General features: G+C 72.3%; 14 protein-coding genes. 11 read left to right on the top strand and 3 right to left on the bottom strand.

Annotated features, from left to right (window positions below; genetic code table 11):
• Window positions 1-26: 26 nt before the first annotated feature.
• Together miaB and ACH4NX_RS21740 are read left to right on the top strand one after the other, a co-directional pair.
• A complete protein-coding gene (gene miaB, locus ACH4NX_RS21745; protein WP_351392622.1) occupies window positions 27-1,544 on the top strand; it encodes a tRNA (N6-isopentenyl adenosine(37)-C2)-methylthiotransferase MiaB in 1,518 nt (505 codons plus the stop codon).
• Between the two features lie 49 nt (window positions 1,545-1,593).
• Window positions 1,594-2,361 (top strand): class III extradiol dioxygenase subunit B-like domain-containing protein, encoded by a 768-nt coding sequence (locus ACH4NX_RS21740; protein ID WP_398128323.1) that lies wholly within the window; start codon window positions 1,594-1,596, stop codon window positions 2,359-2,361.
• A 172-nt stretch (window positions 2,362-2,533) separates the two neighbouring features.
• Here ACH4NX_RS21740 and ACH4NX_RS21735 read toward each other — a convergent pair whose 3' ends face one another.
• The gene (locus tag ACH4NX_RS21735) at window positions 2,534-2,875 is read right to left on the bottom strand and encodes an antitoxin (protein ID WP_398128322.1); all 342 of its coding nucleotides are present in this window, start codon (window positions 2,873-2,875) and stop codon (window positions 2,534-2,536) included.
• A 24-nt stretch (window positions 2,876-2,899) separates the two neighbouring features.
• Window positions 2,900-3,184 carry a hypothetical protein gene (locus ACH4NX_RS21730; protein WP_398128321.1) on the bottom strand — a complete coding sequence of 95 codons (285 nt, stop codon included), beginning with the start codon at window positions 3,182-3,184 and terminating at the stop codon, window positions 2,900-2,902.
• A 183-nt stretch (window positions 3,185-3,367) separates the two neighbouring features.
• On the opposite strand from ACH4NX_RS21730, the gene miaA reads away from it, so the two are divergent.
• The 6 genes from miaA (at window position 3,368) to hflX (ending at window position 11,741) form a co-directional block, all read left to right on the top strand.
• On the top strand, window positions 3,368-4,306 hold the full coding sequence (gene miaA, locus ACH4NX_RS21725) for a tRNA (adenosine(37)-N6)-dimethylallyltransferase MiaA (RefSeq protein WP_398128320.1): 939 nt from the start codon (window positions 3,368-3,370) through the stop codon (window positions 4,304-4,306).
• A gap of 107 nt (window positions 4,307-4,413) precedes the next feature.
• On the top strand, window positions 4,414-4,914 hold the full coding sequence (locus tag ACH4NX_RS21720) for a hypothetical protein (protein ID WP_351392967.1): 501 nt from the start codon (window positions 4,414-4,416) through the stop codon (window positions 4,912-4,914).
• 208 nt (window positions 4,915-5,122) lie between these two features.
• Window positions 5,123-6,016 carry a diaminopimelate epimerase gene (gene dapF / locus ACH4NX_RS21715; RefSeq protein WP_398128319.1) on the top strand — a complete coding sequence of 298 codons (894 nt, stop codon included), beginning with the start codon at window positions 5,123-5,125 and terminating at the stop codon, window positions 6,014-6,016.
• Window positions 6,017-6,244: 228 nt separating this feature from the next.
• Window positions 6,245-8,416: a RelA/SpoT family protein gene (locus tag ACH4NX_RS21710; protein WP_398128344.1), complete on the top strand. Its 2,172-nt coding sequence runs from the start codon at window positions 6,245-6,247 to the stop codon at window positions 8,414-8,416.
• A gap of 93 nt (window positions 8,417-8,509) precedes the next feature.
• Window positions 8,510-10,060: a M1 family metallopeptidase gene (locus tag ACH4NX_RS21705; protein WP_398128318.1), complete on the top strand. Its 1,551-nt coding sequence runs from the start codon at window positions 8,510-8,512 to the stop codon at window positions 10,058-10,060.
• A 187-nt stretch (window positions 10,061-10,247) separates the two neighbouring features.
• Window positions 10,248-11,741, top strand: a complete 1,494-nt coding sequence (gene hflX / locus ACH4NX_RS21700) for a GTPase HflX (RefSeq protein WP_351392642.1) — start codon at window positions 10,248-10,250, stop codon at window positions 11,739-11,741.
• Window positions 11,742-12,032: 291 nt separating this feature from the next.
• Here hflX and ACH4NX_RS21695 read toward each other — a convergent pair whose 3' ends face one another.
• The gene (locus ACH4NX_RS21695) at window positions 12,033-13,262 is read right to left on the bottom strand and encodes a hypothetical protein (RefSeq protein ID WP_351392645.1); all 1,230 of its coding nucleotides are present in this window, start codon (window positions 13,260-13,262) and stop codon (window positions 12,033-12,035) included.
• A 396-nt stretch (window positions 13,263-13,658) separates the two neighbouring features.
• Between ACH4NX_RS21695 and ACH4NX_RS21690 the strand changes: the two genes are divergently transcribed.
• The 3 genes from ACH4NX_RS21690 to ACH4NX_RS21680 all read left to right on the top strand — a co-directional run bounded on the left by ACH4NX_RS21690 (window position 13,659) and on the right by ACH4NX_RS21680 (window position 17,951).
• Window positions 13,659-15,146: an aminotransferase class III-fold pyridoxal phosphate-dependent enzyme gene (locus tag ACH4NX_RS21690; protein ID WP_398128317.1), complete on the top strand. Its 1,488-nt coding sequence runs from the start codon at window positions 13,659-13,661 to the stop codon at window positions 15,144-15,146.
• 39 nt (window positions 15,147-15,185) lie between these two features.
• Window positions 15,186-17,150, top strand: a complete 1,965-nt coding sequence (locus ACH4NX_RS21685; protein WP_398128316.1) for an IucA/IucC family protein — start codon at window positions 15,186-15,188, stop codon at window positions 17,148-17,150.
• A 108-nt stretch (window positions 17,151-17,258) separates the two neighbouring features.
• Complete coding sequence (locus tag ACH4NX_RS21680) at window positions 17,259-17,951, top strand: GNAT family N-acetyltransferase (RefSeq protein ID WP_398128315.1); 693 nt, start codon at window positions 17,259-17,261, stop codon at window positions 17,949-17,951.
• The last annotated feature ends 114 nt before the right edge of the window (window positions 17,952-18,065 follow it).

Raw genomic sequence — 18,065 nt, 5'->3', positions numbered from 1 at the left:
GTCGCCGACCGCCTACCCTTATTGCCATGAGCAGCATCGACCGGAGTCAGTCAGTGGGCGGCACACGCACCTATGAAGTACGCACCTACGGGTGCCAGATGAACGTCCACGACTCCGAGCGATTGTCCGGACTGCTGGAGGACGCGGGCTACGTCCGAGCCCCCGAGGGGGCCGACGGCGACGCCGACGTCGTCGTCTTCAACACCTGCGCCGTACGGGAGAACGCCGACAACAAGCTGTACGGCAACCTCGGCCGCCTCGCCCCGAGGAAGGTGAGCCGGCCCGGAATGCAGATCGCGGTCGGCGGCTGCCTGGCGCAGAAGGACCGCGACACCATCGTGAAGCGGGCTCCCTGGGTGGACGTCGTCTTCGGCACGCACAACATCGGAAAGCTGCCCGTCCTGCTGGAGCGCGCCCGTGTGCAGGAGGAGGCGCAGGTCGAGATCGCCGAGTCCCTGGAGGCGTTCCCGTCCACGCTGCCCACCCGGCGCGAGAGCGCCTACGCGGCCTGGGTGTCCATCTCCGTCGGCTGCAACAACACCTGCACCTTCTGCATCGTCCCCGCCCTGCGCGGCAAGGAGAAGGACCGCCGCCCCGGTGACATCCTCGCCGAGGTCGAGGCCCTGGTCGCCGAGGGCGTCTCCGAGATCACCCTCCTCGGGCAGAACGTCAACGCCTACGGCTCCGACATCGGCGACCGCGAGGCCTTCAGCAAGCTGCTGCGCGCCTGCGGCACGATCGACGGCCTGGAGCGCGTCCGCTTCACCTCCCCGCACCCGCGCGACTTCACCGACGACGTCATCGCCGCCATGGCCGAGACGCCGAACGCGATGCCGCAGCTGCACATGCCGCTCCAGTCCGGATCCGACCCGGTACTGAAGGCGATGCGCCGTTCCTACCGCCAGGACCGCTACCTGGGCATCATCGAGAAGGTGCGCGCCGCCATCCCGCACGCGGCCATCACCACCGACATCATCGTGGGCTTCCCCGGCGAGACCGAGGAGGACTTCGAGCAGACCCTGCACGTGGTGCGCGAGGCCCGCTTCGCCCAGGCCTTCACCTTCCAGTACTCCAAGCGGCCCGGCACCCCGGCCGCGGAGATGGACGACCAGATCCCCAAGGCGGTCGTCCAGGAGCGCTACGAGCGTCTCGTCGCCCTCCAGGAGGAGATCTCCTGGGAGGAGAACAAGAAGCAGGTCGGCCGCACCCTGGAGCTCATGGTCGCCGAGGGCGAGGGCCGCAAGGACGGTGCCACCCACCGCCTCTCCGGCCGCGCCCCCGACAACCGCCTGGTGCACTTCACCAAGCCCGGCCAGGAGGTCCGCCCGGGGGACGTGGTGACGGTCGAGATCACCTACGCCGCTCCGCACCACCTCCTCGCCGAGGGCGAGGTGCTCGGCGTGCGCCGCACGCGCGCCGGTGACGCCTGGGAGAAGCGCAACGCGGCCGAGCAGGCCAAGCCCGTGGGCGTGATGCTCGGCCTGCCGCAGATCGGTGCTCCGGAGCCCCAGCCCGCCGTGGCGGGTGGCTGCGGCTGCGACTGACCGCGGGGCGGGCGGCCGTCGCCGCGGACCCGGGGCTACGCTGCCGATCATGCTTGTCGCCGCCGCTGTCTGTCCCTGCCCGCCGCTCCTCGTGCCGGAGGTCGCCGCGGGTGCCGCACCCGAGCTGGACACCGCTCGTGCCGCGTGCACGGACGCGCTGGGGGTGCTCGCCGCCGCCCGGCCCGACCGGCTCGTGGTCGTCGGCCCAGGCGACGGCGCCGGGCTTGAGGTCTATCCGCACGGCGCACGGGGATCCTTCCGCGGCTTCGGCGTGGATCTTGAGGTGAGCCTGGGCCCGGACCGCGGTACGCAGGCGGAGCGGACCCGGTCGGTGAGGCACGAATCGGTGAGGCCCGAATCCGAGCGGACCGAGGCCGGGCTGCCGTACGGGCTGGCCGTGGGTGCCTGGCTGCTCGGTCGCACCGGGTGGGCCGACGCTCCCGTCGAGGGCGTCGGCGTGGGGGAGGACCTCCCCGCCGAGCGCTGCGCCGCCATCGGACGGGACGTCGCCGCGCGGGCCGGGCGGGTGGCCATGCTGGTGCTGGGAGACGCCAGTGCCTGCCGCACGCTGAAGGCCCCCGGGTACCTCGACGAGCGCGCGGCGCCCTTCGACGCGGAGGCGGGGCGTGCTCTGGGCGCGGCGGACGTGACGGCTCTCGCGGCGCTGGACGCGGCACTGGCCCGCGAGCTGAAGGTGTCCGGCCGGGGGCCCTGGCAGGTCCTGGCGGGCGCGGCCGAGGACACGGACCTCGCCGGCGCGCTGCTGTACGAGGACGCGCCGTACGGGGTCGGGTACATCGCGGCCACCTGGTCGTAGGCGGAGTGGCGCCCTGAGGCGTTCAGGAGGCGGCGGGCGCGTCGACAGGCGTCCGCGAGGTGTGTCGGGCATCGGGAGGGCGCACGCCAAGTCGGCGGACGGCCCGGAGCTGAGCCGCTCGTGACCGTCCGCCGTCGTTCCGGTGCCTCGCCGGTGCGCCGGGGCGCGCGGGTCAGGAAGTCGGAGGCGGCCCGGCCGGCGGAGTGCCGCCCGGGGTGCTGCCCGGAGTGTTCCCCGGGGTGCTGCCCGGAGTGTTCCCCGGGGTGCCGCCCGGTGTGCCACCGCCACCGTCCACGCCGCCGGCGTCCTTGTGGGCGAGGCGGTCCACGGCGCCCTTGGCCTTCCCGGTGCCCGTCTGGATCCGGTCGCTGTACTTGCCCTTGGTCCTCTCGTCCACGGTCCTCGCCACCTTGTCGAGACCGCGATCGATCTTGTCCTCGTGCTGCTGCGCGAGGTCGGAGACCTTGCCCTTCGCCGGTCCCAGTCTGGCCTTCAAGTTGTCCAGCAGACCCATGGTTCGCCTTCCCTCACGGGGCAGTCAGGTGCGGGCGCCCTTGTCGGCCTCGTTGTCGACGGCCTCCCCGGCGGACTGCTGCTTGGGGATGCCGACGCTCTCGGAGTCGGCGGCGTCGGCGGCGTCGGTGGCCTCGGCGGCCTCAGCGGGCTGGACCGTGTTCCGGGGGCCGGCGTCGGCCGTCTCCGCGGCCTCTGCGGCGCTCTCCTCGACCGCGCGCTCCGGCTCGGGGGTGTCGGCCGGCTTCTCGGCGGTCGGCGCCTCCTCCGTGGACTTCGACTTCCGAAAAAGCCGTGCAAAAACGCCCATATCAACTCCATAGGTTACTCGTGCGGGCGAAATCCCGCGGCATCCGGTGCGGCCGTTTGCGTGGCCGGGGCCGCGGCCCCGGGGGATCGGGGCGCGGGAACCTCGCAACGGGGAACGAGCCCGGCCCCGCACCGTCACGTAACTCGTTCGAGGGCCGGATGAGAGGTTTGCGAGACTGGTGCGGTGAGCAGCGCACCCCCCGCCCCCCGAGTCATCGCCGTAGTCGGACCCACCGCGGCCGGAAAGTCCGATCTGGGCGTATTCCTGGCCCGGCGGCTCGGCGGTGAAGTCGTCAACGCCGACTCCATGCAGCTCTACCGTGGGATGGACATCGGTACCGCCAAACTGACGCCCGAGGAGCGCGGTGGTGTCCCACACCATCTTCTCGATGTCTGGGACATGACGATCACGGCGTCCGTCGCCGAGTACCAGCGGCTGGCGCGGGAACGGATCGACGCGCTGCTCGCCGAGGGCCGCTGGCCGATCCTCGTCGGCGGCTCCGGCCTCTACGTCCGGGGGGCCGTCGACAACCTGGAGTTCCCCGGCACCGACCCCGAGGTCAGGGCCCGGCTGGAAGAGGAACTGGAGCTGCGGGGCCCGGGTGCGCTGCACGCCCGTCTGGCAGCCGCCGACCCGGAAGCGGGGCGGGCCATCCTGCCCGGCAACGGGCGCCGGATCGTGCGCGCCCTGGAGGTGATCGAGATCACCGGCAGACCCTTCACCGCCAACCTTCCCGGCCACGACTCCGTCTACGAGACCGTGCAGATCGGCGTCGGCGTCGCGCGCCCCGAGCTGGACGAGCGAATCGCCCGCCGGGTCGACCGGATGTGGGAAGCGGGTCTGGTCGACGAGGTGCGCGCCCTTGAGGCACGGGGGTTGCGCGAGGGGCGTACGGCGTCGCGCGCGCTCGGCTACCAGCAGGTACTCAGGGCGCTCGCCGACGAGTGCACCCTCGACGAGGCGCGGGCCGAGACCGTCCGTGCCACCAAACGCTTCGCGCGCCGTCAGGATTCGTGGTTCAGGCGCGATCCGCGGGTGCACTGGTTGAGTGGGGCCGTGGCGGATCGCACGGAACTTCCGCGGCTCGCCCTGTCGTTGGTCGAACGACCGGTTACAGCCTGATCACGTGATGGCATCGGGACGCCCCGGCCGTCATCCGGGCGTTCGGCGGCGTGCCATCATCGAGCTTCGATCGACCGAGTGAGTCCTAGTTGGGAGGGCGCGTGGCGATGGAGGCCGGCCCTCACAACCCCGCACCAAGCACCGAGCACGGCGCCTCCGGTCACGACGGACCGGAGCCGGACGGAGCGGCGCTGAGCCCCGACGGCCCCGACGAGGCGCAGGAGGGCGTGGCCGCCGACGGCCCAGAGCCCGACGAGATGTACGGGGACGAGGTCGAGGTCGAGCTGCGTCCGCAGCGACGGCTGCGGATCTGGCAGCTCGCTCCCATCGTGTGCCTGGCCGCGGTCGGCTCCCTGATGTTCGCCTTCCCGCTCGCCTTCGACTTCGGCGACAGCGGCGCCGTGATCGCGATGCTGGGGCTGCTGATCTGCTCCTGCGCGGCCGGCTGGGGCATGATGGCCGCCCGCAGGGTCGGCCACACCTGGCCCGGCCTGCCGCAGCGAGGATCGGGCCGCCGTGCGGACTGGCGGATGATCCTCGTCTACGCCCTGGCGGTCGCCGCCGTCGTCGTCCTGGCCGTGTGGCGGGTGGCCCGCCTGCGCGGCTGACAGGAGAGCCCGCCGCGCAGCCGCGAAGCCGGCCGGCCGCCCACGCGTGTGCACGGGCCCCGTCCGCCTCCGGGCGGGCCCGCCCTCTCCTCCACGTACGTGCCACGTGGGCGTCCACCCTTCCCGTTCACGTGCGCACCGGCACTCCCCGTCCACACGCGCGCCCGCCCCCGCGTCGTCCGTCGTACCCACGCCGTACGATCGAGGAATGAGCACGCGGATCGCCTTCCTCAAGGGACACGGCACCGAGAACGACTTCGTGATCGTTCCGGACCCCGAGAACGTCATCGACCTGCCCCCCGCTGCCGCCGCCGCCCTGTGCGACCGCCGCGCGGGAATCGGCGGTGACGGACTGCTGCACGTGGTGCGGTCCGCGGCACATCCCGAGGCCAGGGACATGGCGGCCGAGGCGGAGTGGTTCATGGACTACCGCAACGGCGACGGCTCGGTCGCGGAGATGTGCGGCAACGGCGTGCGGGTCTTCGCGCGCTACCTCCAGCGCGCCGGGTACGTCACCGAGGGCGACCTGGCCGTCGCCACGCGCGGCGGCGTGAAGACCGTGCACATCGCCGAGAGCATGTCCGACAGCGGCTCCGCCACGGGGGACATCACCGTCGGCATGGGCCGTGCGCTGCTCCCCGAGGACGATGTCGTGGTGAGCGTCGACGGCCGCAACTGGCCCGCGCGGAACGTGAACATGGGCAACCCGCACGCGGTCGCCTTCGTCGCCGACCTCGCCCACGTGGGCGACCTGTACTCCCCGCCGCCCTACGAGCCCGCCACCGCCTACCCGGACGGCGTCAACGTCGAGTTCGTGGTCGACCGCGGCCCCGGCCACGTCGCGATGCGCGTGCACGAGCGCGGCTCCGGAGAGACCCGCTCGTGCGGAACCGGCGCGTGCGCCGTCGCCGTCGCCACCGCCCGCAGGGACGGCGCCGACCCGACGGTCACCGGCACCCCGGCCACGTACACCGTCGACGTGCCCGGCGGCACCCTGGTGATCACCGAACGCCCGGACGGCGAGATCGAGATGACGGGCCCCGCGGTGATCGTCGCCGAGGGCGAGTTCGACGCCGGATGGCTGGAAGGGGTACTCACCTGAACCACAAGCCGGTCACAGCACTCAGTCCATGACACTCAGTGCGAAACCCAAACCCTCGGACCATCGCTCGAATGGGTGATCCGTTTCACGCTCGGCGAGAGGCGGTCGGCCGCACGTGGTGGGCTCGATAGCATCAAGCACCGGCCCGGACGGGGGACCGACACCATCCCCTGAGCCGTGTCCGCCCTGGGATACCCCGTCCGCCGGTCCGTGCAGCCGGAGGTGCCCATGAACGCGGAGGCCGTGAATCCAGCGAGCCCAGGCCCTGTGACGCCCGCAGCCACCGGCGCCGTCGCACCGTCGACGCCCCGCAGGAAGGCCCGCCCCCGGATCGACCTGCGCCGCCTGGGCCGCGCCGCACTGCTCGGCTCCGCCGCCCGCGGCAGGGTGCCCGACGCCATCGGCCACGTCGTCGAGGCCCACCGCGCCCACCACCCCGACGCCGACCTCGACCCGCTGCGCCGCGCCTACGTGCTGGCCGAGTCCTCGCACCGCGGCCAGACGCGCAAGAGCGGCGAGCCCTACATCACCCACCCGCTGGCCGTCACCCTGATCCTCGCCGAACTGGGCGCGGAGACCACCACGCTCACCGCCTCCCTCCTGCACGACACCGTCGAGGACACCGACGTGACGCTCGACCAGGTGGGCGACCAGTTCGGTGCCGAGGTCCGCTACCTCGTCGACGGTGTCACCAAGCTGGAGAAGGTCGACTACGGCGCCGCCGCCGAGCCCGAGACCTTCCGCAAGATGCTCCTCGCCACCGGCAACGACGTCCGCGTGATGTCGATCAAACTCGCCGACCGGCTCCACAACATGCGCACCCTCGGCGTGATGCGCCGGGAGAAACAGGAGCGCATCGCCAAGGTGACCCGGGACGTGCTCATCCCGCTCGCGGAGCGGCTCGGCGTACAGGCGCTCAAGTCCGAGCTGGAGGACCTCGTCTTCGCGGTGATGCACCCCGAGGAGTACGAGCACACGCGGGAGCTGGTCGACGAGAACGCCGCCCGCGCGGACGACCCGCTCGTCGCGGTCGCCGACGAGGTGCGCAAGGTGCTGCGCGAGGCGGACATCCCGGCGGACGTTCTCGTCCGGCCCCGCCACTTCGTCTCCGTGCACCGTGTCTCCCGCAAACGAGGACCGCTCGACGGTGCCGACTTCGGCCGCCTCCTGGTACTCGTGCAGGAGGACGCCGACTGCTACGCCGTCCTCGGCGAACTGCACACCTGTATGACGCCGGTCGTCTCGGAGTTCAAGGACTTCATCGCCGTACCGAAGTTCAACCTGTACCAGTCACTGCACACCGCGGTGGCCCGCGCGCAGGACGGCCAGGTCGTCGAGGTCCTCATCCGCACCCACCAGATGCACAAGGTCGCCGAGGCGGGAGTCGTCGCGCTCGGCAATCCCTACGCGCCGCCGGCGGAGGAACAGACCACGGGCGACGGCGAGCGCGCCGACCCGACCCGGCCCGGCTGGCTCTCCCGGCTGCTCGACTGGCAGCGGGGCGCCCCCGACCCCGACACCTTCTGGTCCACCCTTCGCGAGGACCTCGCCCAGGACCGCGAGATCACCGTCTTCCGGCCCGACGGCGGCACCCTCGGCCTCCCCGAGGGCGCGACCTGCGTGGACGCCGCCTACGCCCAGTACGGCGAGGACGCGCACGCGTGCATGGGCGCCCGGGTCAACGGCCGCCTGGCGACCATGAGCACGGTGCTGAAGGACGGCGACACCGTGCACCTCCTGATGGGGCAGGACCCCGCCTCCGAGCCCTCCAGGGAGTGGCTGGAGCACGCCCACACGCCCGCCGCGCGGATCGCCATCCAGCGCCGGCTTTCGGCCCACCCGCAGCCGACGCCCGCCGAGGAGGAGGAGGAGGCGTCCCGCCGTCCCGCCACGGGTGACGCGCCCGCCGCACGCCCGACGCCCGTCGGACCGGCCGCCCGTCCCGCCTCCGCCGACGTCCTCGTCGACCCGCCGGGCGCGACCGTGCGGCTGGCCGGCTGCTGCACCCCCGTCCCGCCCGACGAGATCACCGGCTTCGCCGTACGCGGGGGAGTGGTGACCGTGCACCGCGCTCAGTGCGCGGTGGTGGCGCGCATGAAGAGCGCGGGGCGCGCGGAGGTCGGCGTGCGCTGGGGGGAAAGCACCCAGTGCCGGGTCACCCTGCTCGCCGAATCGTTCGGCCGCCCGCACCTCCTGGCCGACCTCACGGAGGCCATGGCAGCCGAAGGCGCCGAGATCGTCTCCGCGACCGTCGAGCCCCCCGACCGGCAGCGGGTCCGTCACACCTACACCGTCCTGCTCCCGGACGCGGCCCGCCTGCCCGCCCTCATGCGCGCCATGCGCGACGTGGCCGGGGTGTACGACGTGAGCAGGGCTCAGCCGCAGACCACGGGAGCCTGAGCGCGCCGGCCGTCGGCTGCCGGACGTACCCGTTCGGGTGCTCCGGGAGCGCGCCGTCGCCGCGGCGCACGCCCGCGCTGATAGCCGTGGGGAATGCTGCACACCCCTCACGCCCCCACCCGGCGAACCCGCGCCCCTGCCCGCTGCCGGCTCAGGGCCGCGGCCCTGCTCGCCTCGGCCGTCTCCGTCTGCCTGCTCGCCGCGAGCGCGCCGCCGGCCCCGCTGGGCGTCGGCGACCGGCTCTTCCCCCACCTGGGCAACCCCGGCTACGACGTGGCGGCGTACGACCTCTCCTTCACCTACTCCGGCAGCAACAGCGAGCCGCTGAAGGCCGTCACCACCATCGACGCCCGGACCACGGCCGACCTGGACCGGGTCAACCTGGACTTCGCCCACGGCAAGGTCGACTCCGTCGAGGTCGACGGTCAGCCCGCCGGCTTCGCCACAGCCGGCGAGGACCTCGTCATCACGCCCGAGGGCGCGCTCGACGAGGGCGAGTGGACGCGGATCACGGTGCGGCACAGCAGCGACCCCGTGTACCCCGACGACCGCGCGGGCGGCTGGGTGCGCACCGCCGACGGCCTCGCCATGGCCAACCAGGCCGACGTCGCCCACCTGGTGTTCCCCTGCAACGACCACCCCTCCGACAAGGCCAGGTTCACCTTCCGTGTCACCGCCCCGGACGGGCTCACGGCCGTCGCGAACGGTCTGCCGACGGGTGTGGAGCGGGCCGGCGGATCGACCACCTGGACGTACCGGACCGGGCACCCCATGGCCACCGAACTGGCGCAGGTCTCCATCGGCCGCTCCACGGTGCTGCACCGCACCGGCCCGCACGGACTGCCCGTCCGGGACGTCGTGCCGACGAAGCACCGCGCGGCGCTCGAACCGTGGCTGGAGAAGACTCCCGGCCAGATCGCCTGGATGGAGGAGAAGGCCGGGCGCTACCCCTTCGAGACCTACGGCCTGCTCATGGCCGACGCCACCACCGGCTTCGAACTCGAGACCCAGACACTCTCCCTCTTCGAGCGGGAGCTGTTCACCGAACCCGGTTACCCGGAGTGGTACGTCGAGTCGATCATGGTGCACGAGCTGGCCCACCAGTGGTTCGGCAACAGCGTCGGCCCGGCCACCTGGTCCGACCTGTGGCTGAACGAGGGCCACGCCACCTGGTACGAGGCGCTGTACGCGCAGGAGAAGGCGGACAAGTCCCTGGAGGCTCGTATGAAGACCGCCTACGGTGCCTCCGACCAGTGGCGCGCGGCGGGTGGACCGCCGGCCGCGCCGAAGCCGCCGGACCCCGGCAACAAGATCAGTATCTTCAGGCCCAACGTCTACGACGGCGCGGCGCTCGTGCTCTACGCCCTGCGCCAGGAGATCGGCCGGCCCGCCTTCGAGCGCCTCGAACGTGAATGGGTCGCCCGGCACCGGGACAGTACGGCGACGACCGCGGACTTCGTCCGGCTCGCGTCCGAGATCTCCGGCCGCGACCTGGGCGACTTCTTCCAGGCCTGGCTGTACGGCGGGAAGACCCCGCCGATGCCCGGCCACCCGGACTGGAAGCCGACGGCGACCGGCCGGGCGCCGGAGGCCGCCAACGGGAAAGCGCACGTGGAACAGGCCGGTGACGGCGTGAGCCGGTGATCGCGCACGAGGAAAGAGCCGGTGACGGCATACGCGGAATAAGCCGGTGACGAGACGCCCCGTGCCGTGCGACCATCTTCGGGACGGCGCGGCAGGGGTCCGGGAATCTCCCCGGCGGCTCGCGCGTTGTGCAGAGTGTCGCGGTATCAACGCCGCGCGATTCGCTTCCCAGCTACGTAAGGATCCAATGACCTCCTCTTCTTCCCCCTCCCAGGACACCAAGCGTCTCGAGCAGACCTATCCCGAGGGCCTCCGGGCCGATGCCCTGATGGAAGAGGACGTCGCCTGGAGCCACGAGACCGACGCCAAGTGGGACGGCGAGCAGTTCGACCGCTCCGACCGCGCGGCGCTGCGCCGCGTGGCGGGTCTCTCCACCGAGCTCGAGGACGTCACCGAGGTCGAGTACCGCCAGCTCCGTCTGGAGCGGGTCGTTCTCGTCGGCGTGTGGACCTCGGGCACCGTACGGGACGCGGAGAACTCCCTCGCCGAGCTGGCCGCCCTCGCGGAGACCGCCGGCGCGCTGGTGCTCGACGGCGTCGTCCAACGCCGTGACAAGCCCGACGCCGCCACCTACATCGGCTCCGGCAAGGCCGAGGAGCTGCGGGACGTCGTCCACGACACGGGCGCGGACACCGTCATCTGCGACGGTGAGCTCAGCCCGGGGCAGCTGATCCACCTCGAGGACGTCGTCAAGGTCAAGGTCATCGACCGTACGGCCCTGATCCTGGACATCTTCGCCCAGCACGCCAAGTCCCGAGAAGGCAAGGCACAGGTCGCGCTCGCGCAGATGCAGTACATGCTGCCGAGGCTGCGCGGCTGGGGCCAGTCGCTGTCCCGGCAGATGGGCGGCGGCAAGGGCGGCGGCCTCGCCACCCGCGGTCCCGGTGAGACCAAGATCGAGACGGACCGGCGCCGGATCCGCGAGAAGATGGCGAAGATGCGCCGGGAGATCGCGGAGATGAAGACCGGCCGCGAGATCAAGCGCCAGGAGCGCAAGCGCCACAAGGTGCCGTCCGTCGCCATCGCGGGCTACACCAACGCGGGCAAGTCCTCGCTGCTCAACCGCCTCACGGGCGCGGGCGTACTGGTGGAGAACGCGCTGTTCGCCACCCTCGACCCGACCGTGCGCCGGGCCGAGACACCGAGCGGCCGCCTGTACACCCTGGCGGACACCGTCGGCTTCGTCCGGCACCTGCCGCACCACCTGGTCGAGGCGTTCCGCTCCACGATGGAGGAGGTCGGCGACTCCGACCTGATCCTGCACGTGGTGGACGGTTCGCATCCGGTCCCGGAGGAGCAGCTCGCCGCCGTGCGTGAGGTGATCAGGGACGTCGGAGCCACTGGCGTCCCCGAGATCGTCGTGATCAACAAGGCCGACATGGCCGACCCGCTGGTGCTCCAGCGGCTGATGCGGGTCGAGAAGCGGTCCATCGCGGTCTCGGCACGCACCGGCAAGGGCATCGACGAGCTGCTCGCCCTGATCGACAACGATCTGCCGCGCCCGTCGGTCGAGATCGAGGCACTCGTGCCGTACACCCACGGCAAGCTGGTCGCCCGCGCCCATGACGAGGGCGAGGTGATCTCCGAGGAGCACACCCCGGAGGGCACCCTGCTCAAGGTCCGGGTGCACGAGGAACTGGCGGCGGAACTCACGCCGTACGTTCCGGCGCCCGCTCTCTGACGTACACGCCAAAAGGCCCGCCCCCGCACATCGCGGGGGCGGGCCTTCGGCACACGGGGGGCACGGATGTCCGTATGCCCCGTCCGGTCACTGACCGCCGTACGTCCTGCTCGTGTTCTGGTGCATCGCCTCGGCCTCGCGGCCCAGCCGCGGTCCCGCCGGTCAGGTGTCGTCCGAACGTCGACGTACGAACGTCGACGCGCGCGATGTCATGGAACCCGCGGTGGGGTGCCCGGCTCACCCGACGCACCCCACCGCCCCCGAAGCCGGGCGCCGTCCTTCAGCGCGCGATCACTGGCCTGCGAACTTGCCGCTCACCGCGTCGAACACACCCTTGGCCTCCTCGCCCAGCCGCGGACCGGCCAGCCAGCCGGCCGTCACCGGACCGATCGAGGTGTTGGACACCAGCGCCGGCTGGCCGTCGGACCCGGCCGCGACCCAGCCGCCGCCGGACGAACCACCGGTCATGGTGCAGCCGATGCGGTACATCGTCGGATCCGAGGCGCTCATCGACAGCCGCCCGGGCTTGTCCTCGCACTGGAACAGCTTCTGACCGTCGTACGGCGGCGCGGCCGGGTAGCCGATCGCCTTCATGCTCCCGACCTCCGGCACGGCGGGCGCGGCGAAGTCCACCGGAAGCGCCGAGCCGACCGTCTCCTCCAGCGACTTGCCGCCGCTGCCCTTCTCCGGCGTCACATGGATGACGGCGAAGTCGTACGCGGCACCGTCGCCGCCCGTCGCGCCGCCCTGCTCGATCCACTGGTCCGAGGTCTGAGCCCAGTCGCCCCACCAGACGCCGTAGGGAGCGACCTCCTCCTTGGTGGCGTTCTGCAGTTCCGCGGTCGACTTGCCGGCGTCGTTGTACGACGGCACGAAGGCGATGTTGCGGTACCAGCCGCCCTTCTTGCCCGCGTGCACGCAGTGGCCGGCCGTCCACACCAGGTTGGACTTGCCCGGGTTGGCCGGGTCCTCCACGACGGTCGCCGAGCAGACCATCGACCCCGCCGGAGAGTCGAAGAGCAGCTTGCCCGAAGTGGCGGCGCTGTCGTGGTACTTGGGCGGCACGGCCTGAGCCTGCACCGGCTGCGGCTCCGGGTCGGTGACGCCCTGGTCACCGGAGAGGTCGCTGTCGTCGACCTCCTGGTCGGGCTCCTCGGCGTCCCGCATCCGGTCCGGGTCCCACAGGTCCTCGATGATTGGGTTGACGAAGTCCTGCGCCTCACGCAGCCAGTCGTCCTTGTTCCAGTTCTTCCAGGCGCCGTTTTTCCACTCGTCGACGTCGATCCCGTGTTCCTTGAGCTTGTCCTTGATGCTGTCCGGGATCCGGATCTCGCCGTTGCCGCCGTCCGCCGCGGACGCGGAGGCAGAGGCGTCGCCGCCCGCCTCGGAGTCGCCGGACCCGCAGGCGGTGGCGGTGAGCGCGAGCGCCGAGACGAGCGCCACGGTGACTGGAACGGGGGACGTTCTGCGCCGCCCGCGCCTGTGCCCGCGCGTGGTGAAGGACGGCCGTATGGATCGCATGGTTGGTAACTCCCCCTACTGTGAACTGCACTGGAACGGCACCACACACTATTGGTTCGCTGTGGGGGAGTTCCGATGGAACGGCAACGGTTCGGATACAGCCGCCTGACCTGGCACGCGACATCCGGGCCGTGCCTGACGCGCCCGAAGCCACACCGCGGTTCCGGAGCGGACGACGAACCTTCAGCCACGGAACGGATCTTCACGCTACCCGTAACCCGGTGAACGGTCCGCGGTTGGTAGCGGTGGGGGGCCTGCTGCCCGGGTGCGGTCCCCCGCGCCGAAGGCGACCCGGCACGTCGGGGTCGCGTCTGGACAGCGGGAGGTCAGGGAGCCGTGGCGGAATCCGCGTACGGGGGGGCTGCGTCCGGGGGGCCTGGGTGGGGCGGGTCTGTGATGGGCGGGTCTGTGTCCGGTGGGTCCGCGTCCGGGGGCGGGAACTCCGGGTCGACCGGCTGCAAGGGCCTTGCGAGCGAGGCGCACGCGCGGGCGCGCACCGCGCAGAAGAGCACACAAAAGGGCGCACCCAAGAGCGAGCAGGAGAGCGCCCCGAAGCGACAGACGGCGCGGGAACCCTCGGCACGCACCTACGCGCGCGCCCTTCCCGTCGTACCCGTCCGCGCCCGGGGGCTCACCATCGAGGGCGCCGACGGCCGCCGCTACCTCGACTGTGTCTCGGGCGCGGGAACGCTGGCCCTGGGACACAACCACCCGGTCGTGCTGGAGGCGATCCGCGAAGTCCTGGACTCGGGCGCCCCCTTGCAGGTCATGGACCTCACCACCCCCGTCGAGGACGCCTTCGTCACCGAGCTGCTGCGCACTCTGCCTCCTGGACTCGCCCACCACGCGCGCGTGCGGTTCTGCGGACCGGCCGGTACGGATCCCGTCGCCACCGCAGGCCGGCTGGTCCGCGCCGCCACCGGGCGGACCCGGGTCATCGCCTTCACCGACGCTCACCACGGGACGACCGCCGAGGCGTGCGCGGGGCCCGGTGACACCCGCGACGCGCCGCTCGCGAGCCTGCCGTACCCGCAGGAACGGCACTGCCCGTTCGGCGTCGCGGGTGAGCGAGGGGTCGAACTCGATGTCCCCTGGGCCGAGTCCGTCCTCGACGACCGCCGGCCGGGGAAGGAACTGCCCGCGGGGGTGATCCTGGAACCGGTTCGCAGCGAGAGCGGGGTGCTTCCCGTGCCCGACGTCTGGACGCGGCACATGCGCCGGATCACGGCCGAACGGTCCGTCCCGTTGATCGTCGACGAGACCGAGACGGGCGTCGGGCGGACCGGCACCTTCTGGGCGGTCGAACACAGCGGCGTCGTCCCCGACGTGCTGGTCCTCTCCAAGGCGATCGGCGGCAGTCTGCCGCTGGCCGCGGTGGTCCACCGCGACGACCTGCACACGGGGGAGCCCGGCACCGGCACCTTCCGGGGCAACCAACTGGCCCTGGCCGCGGGGGCGGCCACCCTCGCCCACGTCCGCGAACACCGCCTCGCCGAGCACGCCGCCGCACTGGGCAGCCGGATACTGGCCCGACTACGCGGTCTCGCGGATGCGTTCGGGTGCGTCGGTGACGTGCGAGGGCGGGGCCTGATGATCGGCGTCGAACTGACGGCACCGGACCGTACGCGCGACGCTCCCGCCAACGGCGTCCGCCCCGGGACCGCCGCCGAACTCGCCGCCGCAGTCCAACGGGAATGTCTGCGTCGCGGGCTGATCGTGGACGTCACCGGCCCGTCCGCGAACGTCGTACGCCTGCTGCCGCCGCTGATCGTCACCGAGGAACAGACGACGGCGGTCCTGGACCGACTCGCCGACGCGGTGGAGACGGTGGACCGGAGCCGTGGCGACCACGCCCCGCCTCGCGGAGCGTGCGCCGCGCCTTGAATCCCGCGCCCAGACCACAGCACGTCACGAGGAACCGCGTTGCACATCGACCCCGCACCCGAATCGGTGCCCGCCGCTCTCACCGAAGCCGTGCCCCCGCGCGCACCGGCGACCGCTGTCATCCCCCCACCCGTAGGCACGCTGCCGGCCACCGCGGACGGAGTGGGCCACCCCGAGCCCCGTACGGCTGCTCAGACCGCCGCCGTGGAGAACCTGCTCCGCTGCTGGGCGCGAGAGACCGACGCGCCCGCCCCCGACGACGGCGTCCTCCGGGTACCGCTCCCGGTCGGCGGTACGGGCCTGGCCGTTCCCGTCCACTACTGGTCGCCGACCGGCCGACACCGCTTCGGCCTCCCGCGCCTGGCCGGCGCACCGGACTCGGCGCCGCCCGTGGACGCGATCACGGTCGCCGCGCTGCTCGTACGGGAGACGTCGGGCGACCAGGGGCCCGACGGGACCGACCTCGTGGCCCGCGTCGCCGACTCCGTCCGCCGCACCGCCGTATTCCTCCAGGACCACCGGGACCGCCAGGACCACCAGGACCGCCAAGACCCGCAGGATCACCGGGACCGCCGTGACCACCCTGCCGTCGGCCCCGGTCCCTCGGGCACCGCCGGTCTCTCGGACGGCTCCGACCTCTTCCTGGCCGCGGAGCAGGCACTCCTCCTCGGACACCCGCTGCACCCCACACCAAAGAGCCGGCAGGGGCTCACGGAGGCGGAGGCACGGCGGTACTCACCCGAACTGCGCGGCTCCTTCCCGCTGCACTGGGTGGCCGTCGCCCCGTCCGTCCTCGCCACCGACTCGGCCTGGACCGAACGCGGCCGCCGGGTCGCCGCGCCCCGGCTCACCGCGCGCCTCGCCGGAGACGGGGCCGCGCCGCCCGACGGCTACGTACTCCTTCCCCTGCACCCCTGGCAGTTCCGCGCGGTACGGCACCGGCCACAGACCGCGGCCCTGCTGGACGCCGGACTGCTCAGGGACCTCGGCCCCCGGGGCGCCCCCTGGCATCCCACCTCCTCCCTGCGGACCGTCCACCGCACCGGCGCCCCGGCCATGCTCAAGCTCTCGCTGGCCCTGCACATCACCAACTCCCGCCGGGAGAACCTCCGCAAGGAGCTCCACCGAGGGGTCGAGGTCCACCGCGTGCTGCGCAGCGGCCTGTCCCGTCAGTGGCAGACCGCCCACCCGGGCTTCGACATCGTCCGCGACCCGGCCTGGCTCGCCGTCGACGGACCGGACGGCAGGCCCGTGCGCGGGCTCGACGTCGTCATCCGGCACAACCCGTTCCGGCCCTCGGACGACGTCACCTGCGTCGCGTCTCTCGTCGAGCCGTGGCCGCACGGGCCGGCGGACGGTTCCGACCGGCACTCCGCCCACGCCCCGCGCTCCCGGCTGGCCGAGATCCTCACACGACTCGCCGGACGGACCGGCCGTCCCCGCCAAGCCGTCGCCGTCGAGTGGTTCCTGCGCTATCTCCGCCACGTCGTAGCTCCCGTGCTGTGGCTGGACGCCCACGCCGGGATCGCCCTGGAGGCGCACCAGCAGAACACCCTCCTCCTGCTGGACACCGACGGCTGGCCCGTCGGCGGCCGGTACCGCGACAACCAGGGCTACTACTTCCGCGAGTCCCGGCGCGCGGAACTCGACGCCCGGCTGCCCGGGATCGGTGAGCACAGCGACACGTTCGTCGCCGACGATGTCACCGACGAGCGCTTCGCCTACTACCTGGCGATCAACAACGTGTTCGGCCTCATCGGAGCCTTCGGTTCCCAGCACCTCGCCGACGAGCCACTGCTGCTCGCGGCCTTCCGGAACTTCCTCCGGGATCGCGCCTCCAGGCCCGAGCCACCGCGCAGTCCGCTGCCGGCACACCTTCTGGACTCACCCGTCCTGCGCTGCAAGGCCAACCTGCTGACCCGGCTGCACGGCCTCGACGAACTCGTCGGCCCGGTGGACACCCAGTCCGTCTACGTCACCATCACCAACCCGCTGCGCCCCTGAGCACGCTGCCGTCCCTCCCTCCGACTCCCTCCGCCTCCCCCGTCTCCGACCTCCCCCTGTCTCCGTCTCTCTCCCGTCCCCCTCTCCTTCTCCCGAAAGAGCGACACCGTGGCTTCCACCGACGCGAGCGCCGACGACACCCTGGACCTGCACCTTCCCGAGGAGTTCGTCGCCCTCTTCCGCAAGGAGGGGCACGACCTCGCGGGAACGGGGACGACGCGGACCAGCGACGATCTGCTCGACCGTGTCGCCGAATGGGGGCCGGTCGTCACCACCGTCGGGGTCTTCCACCTGGTACCGGTCCGCGTCGAGCAGGACGTACCGCTCATCAGCCGCTGGATGAACGACCCCGCCGTCGCCGCGTTCTGGGAGATGACCGGACCGCAGAGCGTGACCGAGGAGCACGTACGGGCACAGCTGGCCGGCGACGGACGAAGCGTCCCGTGCGTGGGCGTGCTGGACGGTGTGCCGATGAGCTACTGGGAGATCTACCGGGCCGACCTCGACCCGCTGGCCCGGTACTGTCCCGTCCGGCCGCACGACACGGGCCTGCACCTCCTGATCGGCGATGTCGCCGACCGCGGGCAGGGCGTCGGAACCACGCTGATCAGCACCGTCACCGACCTCGTCCTCGCCAGGCGGCCCGCCTGCACGCGCGTGCTCGCCGAACCCGACGTCCGCAACACGGCCTCCGTCGCCGCGTTCCTCGGCGCCGGGTTCCGGTTCTCCGCCGAGGTCGACCTGTCCACCAAGCGGGCCGCCCTCATGATCCGTGACCGGACGCCGTGCTGGCTGCCGTAACGTCGTGTGGCCCGGCCCGCGGCCTGATCAGTGCCACCCCCACTCGCCGGCCGGCCCCGCCCGCCGCACGCCCAGGAGCACCCTTGCCCCCGCCGTTCCCGCAGCCAGCCGCGT

The sequence above is a fragment of the Streptomyces sp. NPDC017225 genome (assembly GCF_044331465.1).
In the GTDB taxonomy this organism is placed as follows: domain Bacteria; phylum Actinomycetota; class Actinomycetes; order Streptomycetales; family Streptomycetaceae; genus Streptomyces.
The sequence above is the reverse complement of the archived record's forward strand: the minus strand, read 5'-3'. Positions and strand labels throughout refer to the sequence as shown.